A 14105-nucleotide genomic window follows, 5' to 3' on the forward strand; every position below is an offset into this window, starting at 1 on the left:
ACGACAATGGGTGGGTGGGGAATGCCGGCGGTAACCGGCGCGGGGCGGCCGGGGAGCCGCCCCGTGGGTGGTGTGGAAGCCCCAGGACCGCGCGAGCGATCCCGCCGGCCTCCACTCACCCCTACCTGCCACACCCACTTCAACCGGGCCGATGCTACAGGTGATTGACCCGGGTTTGGCCCCGATTCACTCCAGTTTAACGGTCGAAACCGACCGCAAACGAACGCTTCCGACCGACAGTGAACGAACGTGTCGAATGCGGTCAGTCCGGTCAGTCGGCCGTTCCCGCGAGTTCCTCGGCAACGATCGAAGGGCCGGCGACCCGCGGGTCGACCGCCAGATCGAGTTGGGCCTTGACGAACTCGGGGGTCGAGTCCCGCGCGTAGACGACCGTCCTGATCTCCGTGAGGTCCCTGACGATCGGGATCGACGTCGCCTGGGAGACGTCGGTCAACACGTAGAGGTCCGCGTCGACGATCCCGGCGTCCTCCAGGGCCGGACGGGTGATCACCCCGTCGAGACGGGAGACGGTGACGCCCTCCCCTTCGAGGGCGTCGGCGATGCCCTCCTCGTCGGGGCCGGCGACGATTGCACGCATGGTCACTCGTACTCGATGGTCGCGGGCGGTTTGTGGGTGACGTCGTAGACGACCCGCGCGACCGACTCGTTCTCGCCGGTGATCCGCGACTGAATCCGCTGGAGGGTCTCCCAGTCTACCTCCTGGGCGCGGGCGGTCATCCCGTCCCGGGACTCGACGGACCGAACCGAAACGACCCAGCCGTGGACCCGGTTGTCGCCCTTGACGCCCGTGGCCTTCCCGATCACCGCCGCCAGCGCCTGCCAGGGCTCGTACTCCTCGAGTTCGTCCTCGACGACGTGACAGGCCTCGCGGGCGACCTCCAACTTCTCCTCGGTGACCTCGCCGATGACTCTGACTGCCAACCCGGGCCCCGGAAACGGCATCCGTTCGGCGACCAGGTCGTCGAGTCCGAGGTGGCGGGCGACCTCCCGGACCTCGTCCTTGTAGAGGTCGCGGACGGGTTCGACGATCCCCTCGAAATCGATCACGTCGGGGAGCCCGCCGACGTTGTGATGGGACTTGATCCCGCCCTCGCTCTCGATCCGGTCGGGGTAGATCGTCCCCTGGACGAGGTAGTCGGCGTCGGCCTCGCGGGCCTCGCGCTCGAACTCCCGGATGAACCCCTCGCCGATGACCTTCCGTTTCTCCTCGGGGTCGGTGACACCCTCCAGAGCGTCCAGAAACCGGTCTTTGGCGTCGACGACACGCAGCGACTCCATGTAGTCGAACGTCTCGCGGATCTGGGCGGTCTCGCCCTTTCGCATCAGTCCGGTGTCGACGTAGACGGGCGTCAGCCGGTCGCCGATCGCCTCGTAGGCCAGCGCGGCGGCGACCGAGGAATCGACCCCGCCCGAGAGCGCGATCACCGCGTTCGCATCGCCGACCTGATCGCCGATCTCCGCGACCGCTTCGGGGGCGAACTCCGCGGCGTCGACCATCAGGCGGTCACCCCCTCGCGGGCCTCGGCACGATCCATCACGGCGTCGAGGAAGCCGACGAACGGCGGGCTCGGCCGGCCGGGCCGTGAGCGGTACTCGGGGTGAAACTGGGTGCCCAGGAAGAAGGGATGGTCCTCGAGTTCGAGGATCTCCATGCGGTTGCCCGCCGACCCGGAGAAGACGAGGGTGCCGTCCTCGAACGCCTCGAAGTAGTCGGGATTGACCTCGTAGCGGTGGCGGTGCCGCTCGTGACAGCTCTCCGCGCCGTAGAGGTCGTGGGCGAGGGTTCCGGGCTCGATCTCGGTTTCGTGGGTGCCAAGGCGCATCGTCCCGCCCATGTCCTCGACCTCGTACTGCTCGGGGAGGATGTCGATGACGGGATGAGGCGTGTCGGCGTCGACCTCCGCCGAGTGGGCGCCCGCCAGGCCGAGGACGTTGCGTGCGTATTCGACGACGGCCATCTGAAAGCCCAGACAGAGTCCGAGGAACGGGACGTCGTTCGCGCGGGCGTACTCGACGGCGTCGATCTTCCCCTGGGTCCCCCGCATCCCGAAGCCGCCGGGGACGACGACGCCGTCGGCGTCCTCTAGCCGACGGGCGTGACGTGGGGCCATCTCGTCGGCGTCGACCCAGCGGACCGTGACGTCGACCCCGAGGTCGAAGCCGGCGTGTTTCAGCGATTCGTGGATCGACATGTAGGCGTCCTCCAGATCGTACTTTCCGACCAACGCGACCTCGACTTCTCCCTCCTTCTCGCTGGTGACGACCTCGCGCCACTCGTTTGCGCGCTCTTCGCGGGGCAGGGCCCGCTCGGCGAGCCCGAACCGGTCGATGACGTACTCGTCTAACCCCTCCTCCTCGACGACCAGCGGGACGTGGTAGACGTCCTCGACGTCGGGGTTCGAGAACACCGCTTCGGTGGGGATATCACAGAACAGCGCGATCTTCTCTTTCGTGTGGGGTTCGAGTTCGTCGTCACACCGGCCGACGATGATGTCGGGCTGGAGGCCGATCGACCGGACTTCCTTTACCGAGTGCTGGGTGGGTTTGGTCTTCTGCTCGCCGTTTTTCGAGTAGGGGACCAGCGTGACGTGGGTAAAGAGGATGTCCTCGTCGTCCTCCTCGTGGGCGAACTGCCGGAGGGCCTCGAGGTAGGGCATCCCCTCGATGTCGCCGACGGTGCCCCCGACCTCGACGAGACAGACGTCGCTTCCCTCGGCGGCCTCCCGAATGCGGCGTTTGATGTCGTCGGTGATGTGGGGGATGATCTGGACCGTTTTTCCGAGGTAATCCCCCGAGCGCTCGCGCTCAATGACGTGCTGGTAGGTCTTGCCCGTCGTGACGTTGTGGTCGGAGGTCATGTCGACGTCGAGGAACCGTTCGTAGTTCCCCAGATCGAGGTCGACCTCGCCGCCGTCTTTCAGAACGTAGACCTCGCCGTGCTGGTAGGGGTTCATCGTCCCCGCGTCGACGTTGAGGTAGGGATCGATCTTCACCGCGGTCACGTCGAAGCCGGCGTTCTTCAGCAGTCGGCCCGTGCTCGCGGCCGTGATCCCTTTCCCCAGGCCCGACATGACCCCGCCGGTCACGAAAATGAACTTGTTTCCGAGCGAGGGGTCGTACTCGGAGTCAGAATCGGTCGGCATACCGACTGTCCGCGCGACCGGTTGAAAACGATTTCGGGAACCTTCCCGGCAGGTAGACGGATCACTCGAGACGGCTCCCGAGGAACACTCCGACCGCCTCGGCGACGTTCGGATGCTGTCCGACGAAGAAGTGGTCGGCGGAGAACCCCCGGATCTCGAACCCGAGTTCGCGCGCCCGCTCGACCACCGGTTCCCAGTCGGCGGTCGAGTCGCGCTCGCCGTAGCAGATCTGGACCGAAGCGTCGAGCGTCTCGAGGGCCGCCACGGCGTCGAGGTCCGCAGTCAGCCGCGCCGGGGGCGCGAGCGCGGATATCGCATGGACATCGCGACCGACGGTCGCGCTCGCGATGATCGCCAGCGCGGCCCCGAAGCTGAAGCCGAAGACGCCGACCCGGTCGTATCGATCGGCCGCCCACCGGATCGCGTTGCGGGCGTCCTCGCGTTCGCCGTAGCCCTCGTCCCATTCTCCGTAGTCGAACCGAAGGCAGGCGACCCCCCGTTCTGCGAGCGCGTCGCTGACGGCGACCAGCCGCCGGTCGCCGCGGTGGCCACCCTGCTGTGGATGGGGTGGACAGGCGACGACGACTGCCGACGATTCGCTTGCGTCGAGGGTCCCCCTAACGTCTCGCCCGCCGGGGATCGGGACGTCGGTCACGGTTCCAGTTCGGGGGCGATCGGTATGAATCGTCCGCGTTCGGCGCCCCACCGACCGGACTGTTGAAGAGGTGATGTTTTTAAGGGGAACGAACGACACGTAGGTAGTATGGGCATCCTCTCGCGGACGTCGTACGTCATCCGGTCGAAGATCAACGCGATCCTGAATCGCAGCGAGGACCCCACGGAGACCCTGGACTACTCCTACGAGCAGATGCGAGACCAGCTCCAGCAGGTCAAACGCGGGATCGCCGACCTCACGACCCAGAAGAAACGCCTCGAGATGCAGAAGAAACGCCTCGAGGAGAACGTCGACAAACACAACGACCAGGCCCGCCGCGCGGTCGCACAGGACCGCGACGACTTGGCGCGGAAAGCCCTCGAGAAAAAGAAAGCGAAGATGAGCCAGATCGAGGAACTCGAAGGTCAGATCGGGAAACTCCAGAGCCAACAGGACCAGCTCATCGAGCAGAAGGACACCCTCCAGAACCGCATCGAGGAGTTCCGCACGAAAAAGGAGACGATGAAGGCCCGTCACCAGGCGGCCAAGGCGAGTTCGACCGTCTCGGAGGCGATGACGTCGACAGGCGAACAGTTCGAGGACGTCGGCCGGGCGATCGAACGCGCCGAAGAACAGACCGAGGACATGGAGGCACGGGCCGCGGCTCTCGACGAACTCCACGAGTCGGGCGCCTTCGAGGACGTCATGTCGGACAAGGATCAGATCGACCGCGAACTCGAAAGCCTCTCCTCGGGCAGCGAGGTCGACGCCGAACTCGAGACCCTCAAGTCCGAGATGGGGAAAGGCAGCGAGACCGAGGAACGCGACGTCGAGGCGGATCTCGAGAACGAGGCGGACTTAGAGGACCTGGAGGATGCCGAGGTGGACGAGGACGTCGAGGCCGACCTCGCGGAACTGCGCGAGGAAGAGCGCTGAGGCGGACCACCGTGCGTCGCCTCCAGCGAAGCCGCGATTCGTCCGCGGTTTCCCGGTAACGGCCCGTCCTCGCGGCCGACGGACCATCATTCCGCGGCGAGTCGCCGTCCGACCGACGCGAGAGTCGCCGTCGCGACCGCGAGGAGATAGTAGAAGCAGACGAGGGTCGCCAGGAGGACGATCTCCGCCGTGACCGGACTTCCGGCGACCAGTTCGGGGATCCCGAGCGGTTCGAGGACGAAGGCACCGACGACCGCGACGGGGAGATAGACGAACACCGCGTACAGCGGTTCCAGGGCGGAGATCGCCGGTTCCGGAAGCCGGTTCGAAAGGAGGATCTCGACGACGGCGAGTCCGAGCGGAACCGAAACGAGCAGGGCGAACCCGCGGACGACGCGACGGTCGGCGACCGTCGAACGCAGACTTGCGGCGGTTCCCATGGCCAACGTATTGGTGTTTTGGATAAAAACGGTCGGGGAGTCGCGATTTCGTGAGGCACCGAAGCCATGGGCTGGGCCGGAGGCTGGATGCCCACCCAGCAACCACGGCCGCGGGTCAGTCCGAGCGGCCGTTGGGAGAGTCGGGGTCGAAGTTTCGTGGAACCACCGTGGGGTGGGCCATTCCCGGGGAATCGGGGCTATCGGCGTCGGGGGATCGGTCGCTCGCGGCCATGCGAGAACGTAACGCTCTCCCGTCCAATAAAATTACCCATGCTCATAACACATCCGCGAGCGAACTGTAATTACTCGCGGGAATCGCCGGTTCAGCCGAAGTGTTCCTCGTAGAGGTCCTGGGCGTGTTCGATCGCGTCGTAGGCGGCCTGGCGGTCCTCCCAGCCCTGGGTCTCGACTTCCTTGCCCTCCTCCAGGTTCTTGTAGGTCGAAAAGAACTCGTCGATCTCGTCTAACTGCTGTTGGGGGATGTCCGCCAGGTCCTCGATGTGGTCGTAGCGGGGGTCCTCGCTCGGGACGGCGATGACCTTGTCGTCCTGCTCGCCGTCGTCGTCCATCTTCATCAGCGCGACGGGACGGGCCTCGATGATACAGCCGGGGAACGTCTGATCCTCGACGAGGACCAGCACGTCGAATGGGTCCTCGTCGTCGTAGTAGCTTCGGGGAATGAAGCCGTAGTCGGAGGGGTAGTGGACGTTGCTGTGGAGCACGCGGTCGAGGACGACGCCGGGGACGTCCTTGTCGTACTCGTACTTGTTGCGTTCGCCTTTCAGGCACTCGACGACGGCGTAGATCTCTTCGGGCGCGTTCGGTCCCGTTTCCAGGTCTTCCCAGAGGTTCGTCATGCGTGGGGGAGTTCCGCGGTCGGGGGAAAAGTACTTTCGTAATCGGCGTCAGGTACGGATGACGGCTGCCATATACGATCGGTCGCGACGAACGACCGACCGTATACAACCGTCGGCCACGTCACCGAACGAGACTCCGCCGTTCGACGATCGCTGACCGATCGTCCACCGAGAAACCGGAACTAGACGAATGGTTGAGAAGTCTTAAATAGTTCGGTGACATTACAAACACCTATGTCAGAGGCACAATCGGTCACCGGATCGAAAGGCATCGCGCGCGACTTGACCGCGTTCCAGCACAACATCCTCGTCATCCTCGCCCAGGAGCCCATGTACGGCCTGGCGATCAAACGCGAACTCGAGGACTACTACGGAACCGAGGTCAACCACGGTCGGCTCTACCCCAACCTGGACGAGCTCGTCGAGCTCGGCCTCGTCGAGAAGAGCGAACTGGACAAGCGGACCAACCAGTACGCGCTGACTGACGACGGCTACGACGCCGTCCTCGATCAGGTCGGCTGGACGCTCTCGAACGTCGTCGGCGAGGACGACGGCGAGGACATCCTCGAGCGCATCGAGGAGCACCGCTAGTAGTCGGGAAGCGGTTCGTCGGCCGTCTCGAAGACCAGCCGGATCGACTCCGCGAGGACGGCCCGCTGGTCGTCGGTCGGCCAGGCGTTTCTCACGAAGTACTCGGAACGGAACTCCGATAGCTCCGCGGCCGTCGCCTCCGTCATCGGCCGGGCGTAGTGATTGCCCATGAAATCGGCGAGGGCGGCGGCGTTGTCGGCGTGGACGTCGCCGTGGATTTCCCGGACGTCCGCGACGAGCGCCCGGTTCTCGCTTTCGACGTCCTCCCAGTCGTCGGGCGAGCCCGCTCCCTCGAGGCGGACCTCCCTCGCCCGCGAGAGATCCTCGATCCGGTCGGTTCGGATCACTCCCTCGGCTTCGTCGTGCCACTCGGCCGGGTGGACGACGAGGACGTCACCGGTGTCCTCCTCGCGGACCCGCGCGGTAAACTCGTGGTCCTCAAGGAGTTCCTCGCGGTGGCCGCGGTAGGCCGCGCGCTCGTCGTCGTCGGTCGCCGCCCTGGCGAGTCGGGTCAGTCGTTCGGCCTCCTCGACGGCCGACTCGGGGAGTTCTTCGCCGTCGTGGCTGTCGCCGTCGCTACCCTCGCTTCCGTCGTCGGGTCCGCTCCCGGGAACCGGTTCCGGCTCGGGATCGCTCATGGTCGGAATAGCGTCCCGCCGGGCTTTGGCCTGTCGGTTACCGGTCTAAGGCCTCGTTCGCGAGTTCGTCGGCCCGGTCGTTTACCTCGCGGGGGACGTGCTCGATCGACCAGGCGTCGAACGTCGAGAGCAGTTCGAGCGCGCGCACCCGGCGCTCGCGGAGTTCGGGGTTGTTCGTGTCGTACTCGCCCCGGATCTGTTTGACGATGAGTTCGGCGTCGCCCCGGACGTCGACCTCGCTGTAGCCGTAGTCGTCGGCGGCTTCGAGGGCGGTGATCAGCGCCTCGTACTCCGCGCGGTTGTTGGTCGTCTCGCCGATCCGTTCGCCTCCTTCGGCGACGATTCCCTCGCTCGTGACGATCAGCCAGCCGATCGCGGCCGGACCGGGATTTCCCCGACAGGCGCCGTCGAAGTAGACGTGGGCGCGTCCGCCGCCCTCCCGGAGGAGCGCCTCGATGTCGCGTGGGCGTTCGCCCTGGATCACGACCTTGCCGTCGTAGGCGACCGCGGTTGCACCGCCGTGGCTGGCGCGCCAGCGTTCGTGATCGGTGTTTCCGGGTTCGACTTCGACGCCTGCGTCCTCGAGACGCTCGCGGGCGTCGGCCACGTCGCATTCGATCACCGGCATGGGTGGGAGTCGCCGGATCCGGGCTAAAACCCTTGTCCTTTTGATCCGGAATTCGACGGAAGGGTCGCCCGAAACCCCTCGTTTCGGGCGATTCGAGCCGCCGGATTTTGGGGCTTGCCAAAGGTTTATGTGTGGTTATCGTACTACTATAAAAGTGCGATGACACGGTCCACCCGCCAGCGGGAGCGACTGCGCGAGACCGACGAGGAGACCGAGGATCAGGAGGACGTTCACGTCTGTCCCGAATGTGACTCGGAGAACCTCGTGAAGGATTCCGACCGGGGTGAGCTCATCTGTGAGGACTGTGGGCTCGTCGTCGAGGAGGAAAAGATCGACCCCGGGCCGGAGTGGCGGGCGTTCAACCACCAGGAGCGCCAGGAGAAGTCCCGCGTGGGCGCGCCGACGACCCAGACGATGCACGACAAGGGGCTGACGACCACCATCGACTGGAAGGACAAGGATGCCTACGGCCGGTCGATCTCCTCGGAGAAACGCTCCCAGATGCATCGGCTCCGAAAGTGGCAGGAGCGCATCCGGACGAAGGACGCTGGCGAGCGAAACCTCCAGTTCGCGCTCTCCGAGATCGACCGGATGGCGTCGGCGCTGGGCGTTCCCCGATCCGTTCGAGAGGTCGCGAGCGTGATCTACCGGCGCGCACTCAAGGAGGACCTGATTCGGGGCCGGTCGATCGAGGGCGTCGCGACCTCGGCACTGTACGCGGCCTGTCGCAAGGAGGGTATCCCCCGCTCGTTAGAGGAGATCAGTGAGGTCTCCCGGGTCGAGCGAAAGGAGATCGGCCGAACGTATCGATACATCTCCCAGGAACTCGGTCTCGAGATGCGTCCCGTCGATCCGAAGAAGTACGTCCCCCGGTTTTGCTCCGAACTCGAACTCAGCGAGGAGGTCCAGTCCAAGGCAAACGAGATCATCGAGAAGACCGCCGAGGAGGGGTTACTGTCGGGCAAGTCCCCAACGGGGTACGCCGCCGCGGCGATCTACGCCGCCTCCCTGCTCTGTAACGAGAAGAAGACCCAGCGCGAGGTCGCGGACGTCGCGCAAGTGACCGAGGTCACGATCCGGAACCGGTATCAAGAACAGATCGAGGCGATGGGGATCCACAGCTGACGGTTGACGCCCTCCACACGACTGAAGTCGTGGGATTCCTCGTCCGCACGCTCGGGGTCAGTCACTGCAACCGACCTCCGACGGAGGCAACTTCCCGTCCAACGGTTGGACGGTCTCGGTTCGTATGCTCCACGTCGGGGCGGAAAACGCATGGGAACACCGACCGCGACAGTCCGTCGCGGTCGCCCCGCTTGTGGCACACAGGCCGCGCCATCGGCCGTACTTGCGGCGAGCCGGATCGACGCAAGCCCCACCGGGCAGGGGTGCTGTAGTTGTTGACGGGGAAGCCCAAACCAGCCCCAGGTTTCCCGGTTGAGTTACGCCAACAAACGACCCCTGCGGGCCTAAACCGTGCGGTTGTGGCCGATTCGTCCGCTCGGACCCACCCGTGAATTGTCGAAGGCAATCCGAGCGAGGACTCGCTGGAAGTCCTCGCTCAAATATGTGGCGTTAGCAGCGATTCCAAACTCAAGTTCAGGAAACAGCGGTTACGACACTGCGCGAGTCACCTGCGTTGCCTCAGCTGTCTCGACCATATCGAGACAACGGGGACAACGACAATCGTCACTTGGTCACTTCAGCAACTACTGTGAACGGGCGGGGTTCCGCTCGATTAAGGCTCACTCGCAGGGAACTCCCTCCGCGAGCTCGAGCAGCCCCTCGACGTCGAACGGCCCGCTGAGTTGGACCTGCAACCCGCCACACTCCCAGGTGAGAAGCGTCGGCCCGTCGAGTTCGAGGACCGTCGCGTTCACCGTGCCGACGTTCTCGCGGTCGGGTTCGGCGGGCATCAGCCCCTCCTCGGCGACGCTGTACCAGAGGAGGTCGGAGCCGACCGCGTACTCCTCGTGGACCGTGATCCGTCCCTCGTACTCGTCGGCTCTCACCGCGCGCAGTTCGTAGTCGTCGGGGAACTCGGCGTCGGGAAGGTCGAAGGCGACGTGATCGTCGGCCTCCGCGCGGTCGGCGAACTCCCACTGCTGGGGGTCGGGATCGACGACGTCCGCGTCGTCGGGCAGTTCGAACCGGTCGTCGTCGATCCGCTCTCCGAAGGAGACCTCCTCGAACGTGGACGTGACCTCGAGTTCGGTCCCGTCGGGGTCCTCGTAGATCTCGCGCTGTTTGAGGACGTAGCCGTACTCCTCGTCGATCCAGAGGCGCTGGTGCTGTAAGGCGATGTCGCGCTCCTCGATCGCTACGGGATAGACGAAGCGGGTGTCGCCAACGACGACGTCGATCGCCCGCTTGACGGACTCGTTGCGGACGTCGACGTCGACGACGTGGACGTCCCGGCCGGCGACGGTGTCGGTCCCGACGTAGGTGGACTCGAGGCCTTCGGTTACGTTCGCGGTCGTCGAGGGATCCCGGACGATCGCCTCGTCCGTATCGGCGTCGTAAGAGAGGATCGACGTCCCGTTGTCGACGACCACGTCCCCGTCATACTCGCCCTCGGGGGAGCTGACGGTTTCGAGACGGTAGCGGTCGCCCGTCTCCCAGACCCGCTCGGTGGTCGTTTCGTTCCCGTTTCCGTCGGCGTACTCGACCGTCCGTTCGCCGACGACGGCTTCGGCGTCGTCACCCTCCATCGCGTCCGCGACCAACGCGTCCGCGTCGGGACTCGAATCGTTCGAGAGGGTCGTGGTACAGCCGGCGAGGGCAACGACGGCGAGGACGACGACGGCCGCGAGAGCGAGCCGCGTGGAGGCCATTGTCGTCGTGTTATCAGACGGGGATAAAGTGATTACTATCGACACGCGGGCAGGTACGCGGCCGTGGGTCGGGGAAGCGGGGCGGCCCCTCCCGGCGACCGTGATGTCAGAGGCACGTTCGGGGGGAGAGGGCGTCCGGGGGTGTCCACCGACGGGCCGCAGTCGGGTCTTTCCGCCGGGGGAGTATCAATCGTCGAGGGCGTGTTCAGGGACAGAAAACGCCACGCCGCTTTTATCAGTTCGGCCGCCGGAACCGGTCGCAACTTCCCGGCGCTCCCGGCTCATCGGGCATCGGGGAGCCACCGCGCAAGCAGGAGGCGGGACCAGACGCCGACGGCGGCCGCGAGCTGGATCCCCAGCCCGACGTTCGCGGTGAGAGCCGCGGGGAGACGGTGGCGGGCGAGGACGAGCGACGCGAGGACGACCACGGCAACGAGCCATCGGGAGATGGTTCCGTCGGTCCGGTCGCCGGCCGGGGCGCGGAGTTCGGCCGCCGCTCCCACGGTGATCAACGCTCCGGCGGCGGCGAACGCGATCAGCCACGGCCGTATCGGCTCCAGGGTAACGATCCAGTACGGGACCGCGACCAGCAGAAGCCATCCCAGGAGGGCTTCGGCCCGCGTCGGCCGCCGGGTAGCGACCCGGGCGGCCACGGACTCGATCGCGCTCATAGCCGTCGTAACGTGGCTGGCGACAAAAAAGTTCACTCACCTGACCGCTTCGAACCGGGCCCGTCAGTCGATCCCGTACAGCGAGTACGTGATGGCGAGAAGCCCCAGGAGCCGGGCGACGTTCTCCGCGAGGGCGATTTCGACCCTGTCTACGCCCGTGGTCGCAAGGGAGACGTTCAGGAGGAAGGGCACGAGCGTCAGCAGCCAGAGACCGACGGCCAGATACAGCATCGGTCGGCTGTCGTTGCGCCGGTAGCCCCGGTAGGCCTGGACGGCGATCACGGTCCCCAGAAGCGCGACGAGAAGGAGGCTTGCCACCGAGAGCAGTTCGACGAGCGGCGCCTGATCGAGCCGGACGACGTCGGTCACCGCAACCCCTCCCAGAGCCGGGTGAACCTGTCGGCGACGTCCTCCTCGCGGGTGACCTCGACTGCGAGGGCGCCCTCCTCCAAGGTGACCTCCAGGCGCTCGAGGCGGGCCTCGTAGACGCTGTAGTGGTTGCCGTCCGGTGCGATCTCGGTTCGGTCGCCGATCAGACCACACTCCTCGAGCCGGTCGAGCCGGCGGTAGATCGTCGGGAGGGAGGCGTCACAGCGCTCGCTCAGTGTGCGTGCGGACATGGCTCGGTCGCTGGTCTCGGTGAGGATCGCTCTCGCGTACTCGTCGTCGAGGAGGGCGAACAGCTCCGACGGATCCTCACTCACGGATGTATTTTCGTCTCGTCGACACGAGCAAAAGTGGTCCGGTTTGGCTCCCCGAACTCAACATTAATACTCCGGGATCGCCTACCGGAGACGAATGCGCCTCGACGACTATTTCGAGGACTTAGAGCCCGACGAGGAGGCAGAACGCCGCCGGCTCGCCCGGGAGAAGTCCTACGAGATCACCGACCACTTAGAGCGGTTCGAACGCGAGTTCGAGCGGGCGCTATCGGGAGACACCCTCGTCGGCTCGACCTCGCCCTCGATCTTCGTCGGGCGTTCGAACTACCCTGACATCCCGGTCGGCCTGCTCTCGCCGGTCGGCGAGGAAGCACGCGCCGAGGAGTACGTCACCGACAGCGGCTGGTACCAGGATGGATACGGCATCGACGACGTGCTCGGCCGCCGGACGGGCCTGCTGAACTCGAACAAGCGCGCGAACGTCGACTCGCCGGGGATCGCGAGCCGACTCGCCCCCTCGGTCCACGACGAGTGGGAGGGGTTCGTCGGCGTCCAGCGCGAGGTCGCCATCGCCGACCGGCCCGTGGACGTCGAGATCGGTCTCGACGGCAAACCCGACCTCGGACTCGACGCGGGGACCGACGTCGCCACGCCGCGGGGGCCGCGTGCGTCCGCCGAGTCGGCGGACCTGACCGAAAACCCCCACGTCCCCCGACCGGTGAAGAAGACCCTGGAGGACGACGACTGGCAGGCCGAGGGTGCGATGACCTACCTCTATCGGCGCGGGTTCGACGTCTACGAGATCAACTCGATCCTCTCTGCCGGTGCCCTGGGCGAGGCCGCCCAGCGCCGGCTGGTTCCCACGCGGTGGTCGATCACCGCCGTAGACGACACCGTCGGGAAGTTCCTCCGGGGGTCGATTCGCACCGAGCAGAGCATCGACACGGTCCAGGTCTGGGAGAACGAGTACATGGGCAACCGCTACTGGGTCGTGCTCTCCCCGGGGAGCTGGGAGTTCGAACTCGTCGAGATGAAAGCCCCGGGCAGCATCTGGAACCCCGATCCCGCCGGGGGCGTCTGGATGGCCAGTGCCTCGGAGGGCTACGAGGGCCGGACGGGCTACGTCGAGGAGACCGCGGGCGCGTACTACGCGGCGCGCCTCGGTGTGCTCGAACATCTGGAGTCGATCGGCCGGCAGGCGAAGTGTCTCGTCCTCCGCGAGGTCAGCGACGACTACTGGGCGCCCGTCGGCGTCTGGCAGGTCAGAGAGAGCGTCCGGAACGCCTTCGAGGGCGAACACGGCGAGGCCGAAACGTTCCACGGCGCCGTCTCAGCGATCGCAGAGCACCTCCCCGTGTCGGCCGACCGCCTCCGTCGGAAGTCCGAGCTCGCCGCGGGGGTCCAGTCGAACCTCGCGGCGTTCGGGCGGGATTGAGCCGGGTGCCCGAGGAGTACGTCGCCGAACCTAACCCCGAAACTCCCTTCGAAGGGGCGCCCGTCGACTACCTCCGCTTCGGGCTCTCGGAGGCGGTCGCGAAGGCCGAGGAGGGCGGGACGATCGTCGGCGCCTCCGTCCGGGGGTTCATCGACGGGCTCAAACTCGCTGTGCTCATCCTCGGAACGATCCTCTCGATCGGGCTCGCCGCGGTCGTCATCGCCGAGTTCACGCCGACGTTCGAGATCATCGCCCAGCCGCTCGTGCCGGTGATCGAACTGCTGGGCATCCCCGACGCCGACGTCGTCGCGCCGGCGACGATCATCGGGATCACCGAGATGTTCATCCCCGCGCTGCTGGTCGCCGAGGCCGCGCCGATGGCCCGCTTTTTCATCGCCGTGCTCTCGATCTCTCAGCTGATCTTCTTCTCGGCGGTCGGCCCGATGATGATGGACATGTTCAGTGATATCCCGATCCGCTTTCGGGATCTGGTCGTCCTCTTCGTCCTGCGGACGATCATCCTCGTACCCGTCATCGCCCTCATGACCCACGTCGTGGCCGCCGCCGGCCTGCTGTAGGGAATCGTTCGGAACG

16 protein-coding genes and 1 pseudogene are annotated in these 14105 nt (G+C 65.9%); 5 read left to right on the forward strand and 12 right to left on the reverse strand.

The window, feature by feature from the left end:
• Nucleotides 1-271: 271 nt before the first annotated feature.
• The 4 genes from DVH23_RS12540 to DVH23_RS12555 all read right to left on the reverse strand — a co-directional run bounded on the left by DVH23_RS12540 (nt 272) and on the right by DVH23_RS12555 (nt 3819).
• A complete protein-coding gene (locus tag DVH23_RS12540; RefSeq protein ID WP_114577771.1) occupies nt 272-598 on the reverse strand; it encodes a CTP synthetase in 327 nt (108 codons plus the stop codon).
• Between the two features lie 2 nt (nt 599-600).
• Nucleotides 601-1518 (reverse strand): glutamine-hydrolyzing GMP synthase, encoded by a 918-nt coding sequence (gene guaA, locus DVH23_RS12545; protein ID WP_114577772.1) that lies wholly within the window; start codon nt 1516-1518, stop codon nt 601-603.
• Nucleotides 1518-3164: a glutamine hydrolyzing CTP synthase gene (gene pyrG / locus DVH23_RS12550; RefSeq protein ID WP_114577773.1), complete on the reverse strand. Its 1647-nt coding sequence runs from the start codon at nt 3162-3164 to the stop codon at nt 1518-1520. Before pyrG ends, guaA begins: the two co-directional genes overlap by 1 nt.
• Before the next feature lie 61 nt (nt 3165-3225).
• Entirely contained in the window at nt 3226-3819 is a 594-nt protein-coding gene (locus tag DVH23_RS12555) for an alpha/beta hydrolase (protein ID WP_114577774.1), read from the reverse strand.
• Nucleotides 3820-3927: 108 nt separating this feature from the next.
• On the opposite strand from DVH23_RS12555, the gene DVH23_RS12560 reads away from it, so the two are divergent.
• Nucleotides 3928-4755, forward strand: coding sequence for a PspA/IM30 family protein (locus tag DVH23_RS12560; RefSeq protein ID WP_114577775.1), 828 nt, complete (start codon nt 3928-3930; stop codon nt 4753-4755).
• Between the two features lie 86 nt (nt 4756-4841).
• On the opposite strand, the gene DVH23_RS12565 is transcribed toward DVH23_RS12560, so the two are convergent.
• Both DVH23_RS12565 and DVH23_RS12570 read right to left on the reverse strand, forming a co-directional pair.
• Nucleotides 4842-5195, reverse strand: a complete 354-nt coding sequence (locus tag DVH23_RS12565) for a hypothetical protein (protein WP_114577776.1) — start codon at nt 5193-5195, stop codon at nt 4842-4844.
• Between the two features lie 323 nt (nt 5196-5518).
• Nucleotides 5519-6052 carry an inorganic diphosphatase gene (locus tag DVH23_RS12570; RefSeq protein ID WP_114577777.1) on the reverse strand — a complete coding sequence of 178 codons (534 nt, stop codon included), beginning with the start codon at nt 6050-6052 and terminating at the stop codon, nt 5519-5521.
• A gap of 234 nt (nt 6053-6286) precedes the next feature.
• Here DVH23_RS12570 and DVH23_RS12575 point away from each other — a divergent pair, with 234 nt between their 5' ends.
• Nucleotides 6287-6643, forward strand: coding sequence for a PadR family transcriptional regulator (locus DVH23_RS12575; protein ID WP_114577778.1), 357 nt, complete (start codon nt 6287-6289; stop codon nt 6641-6643).
• Here DVH23_RS12575 and DVH23_RS12580 read toward each other — a convergent pair.
• Nucleotides 6640-7281 carry a rnhA operon protein gene (locus DVH23_RS12580; protein WP_114577779.1) on the reverse strand — a complete coding sequence of 214 codons (642 nt, stop codon included), beginning with the start codon at nt 7279-7281 and terminating at the stop codon, nt 6640-6642. The genes DVH23_RS12575 and DVH23_RS12580 overlap by 4 nt on opposite strands.
• A 37-nt stretch (nt 7282-7318) precedes the next feature.
• Nucleotides 7319-7909 carry a ribonuclease HI gene (gene rnhA / locus DVH23_RS12585; protein ID WP_114577780.1) on the reverse strand — a complete coding sequence of 197 codons (591 nt, stop codon included), beginning with the start codon at nt 7907-7909 and terminating at the stop codon, nt 7319-7321.
• Between the two features lie 159 nt (nt 7910-8068).
• Here rnhA and DVH23_RS12590 point away from each other — a divergent pair, with 159 nt between their 5' ends.
• Complete coding sequence (locus DVH23_RS12590; protein WP_114577781.1) at nt 8069-9034, forward strand: transcription initiation factor IIB family protein; 966 nt, start codon at nt 8069-8071, stop codon at nt 9032-9034.
• A 620-nt stretch (nt 9035-9654) separates the two neighbouring features.
• Here the strand turns inward: DVH23_RS12590 and DVH23_RS12600 are convergent.
• The 4 genes from DVH23_RS12600 to DVH23_RS12615 all read right to left on the reverse strand — a co-directional run bounded on the left by DVH23_RS12600 (nt 9655) and on the right by DVH23_RS12615 (nt 12118).
• Nucleotides 9655-10743 (reverse strand): hypothetical protein, encoded by a 1089-nt coding sequence (locus DVH23_RS12600; RefSeq protein ID WP_114577782.1) that lies wholly within the window; start codon nt 10741-10743, stop codon nt 9655-9657.
• A 281-nt stretch (nt 10744-11024) separates the two neighbouring features.
• Complete coding sequence (locus DVH23_RS12605; RefSeq protein ID WP_114577783.1) at nt 11025-11414, reverse strand: hypothetical protein; 390 nt, start codon at nt 11412-11414, stop codon at nt 11025-11027.
• Nucleotides 11415-11477: 63 nt separating this feature from the next.
• The gene (locus DVH23_RS12610; protein ID WP_114577784.1) at nt 11478-11783 is read right to left on the reverse strand and encodes a hypothetical protein; all 306 of its coding nucleotides are present in this window, start codon (nt 11781-11783) and stop codon (nt 11478-11480) included.
• On the reverse strand, nt 11780-12118 hold the full coding sequence (locus DVH23_RS12615) for a winged helix-turn-helix domain-containing protein (protein WP_224828884.1): 339 nt from the start codon (nt 12116-12118) through the stop codon (nt 11780-11782). The genes DVH23_RS12610 and DVH23_RS12615 overlap by 4 nt, the downstream gene beginning before the upstream one ends.
• Nucleotides 12119-12212: 94 nt before the next feature.
• Between DVH23_RS12615 and nreA the strand changes: the two genes are divergently transcribed.
• Nucleotides 12213-13511, forward strand: coding sequence for a DNA repair protein NreA (gene nreA / locus DVH23_RS12620; protein ID WP_114577785.1), 1299 nt, complete (start codon nt 12213-12215; stop codon nt 13509-13511).
• Nucleotides 13508-14089 (forward strand): annotated as a pseudogene (locus tag DVH23_RS12625) (YjiH family protein); the annotation flags it as partial. The gene nreA and the pseudogene DVH23_RS12625, both read left to right, overlap by 4 nt.
• Between the last annotated feature and the right edge of the window lie 16 nt (nt 14090-14105).

This window comes from Saliphagus sp. LR7 (genome assembly GCF_003344565.1).
GTDB classification, from domain to species: Archaea; Halobacteriota; Halobacteria; order Halobacteriales; family Natrialbaceae; genus Saliphagus; species Saliphagus infecundisoli.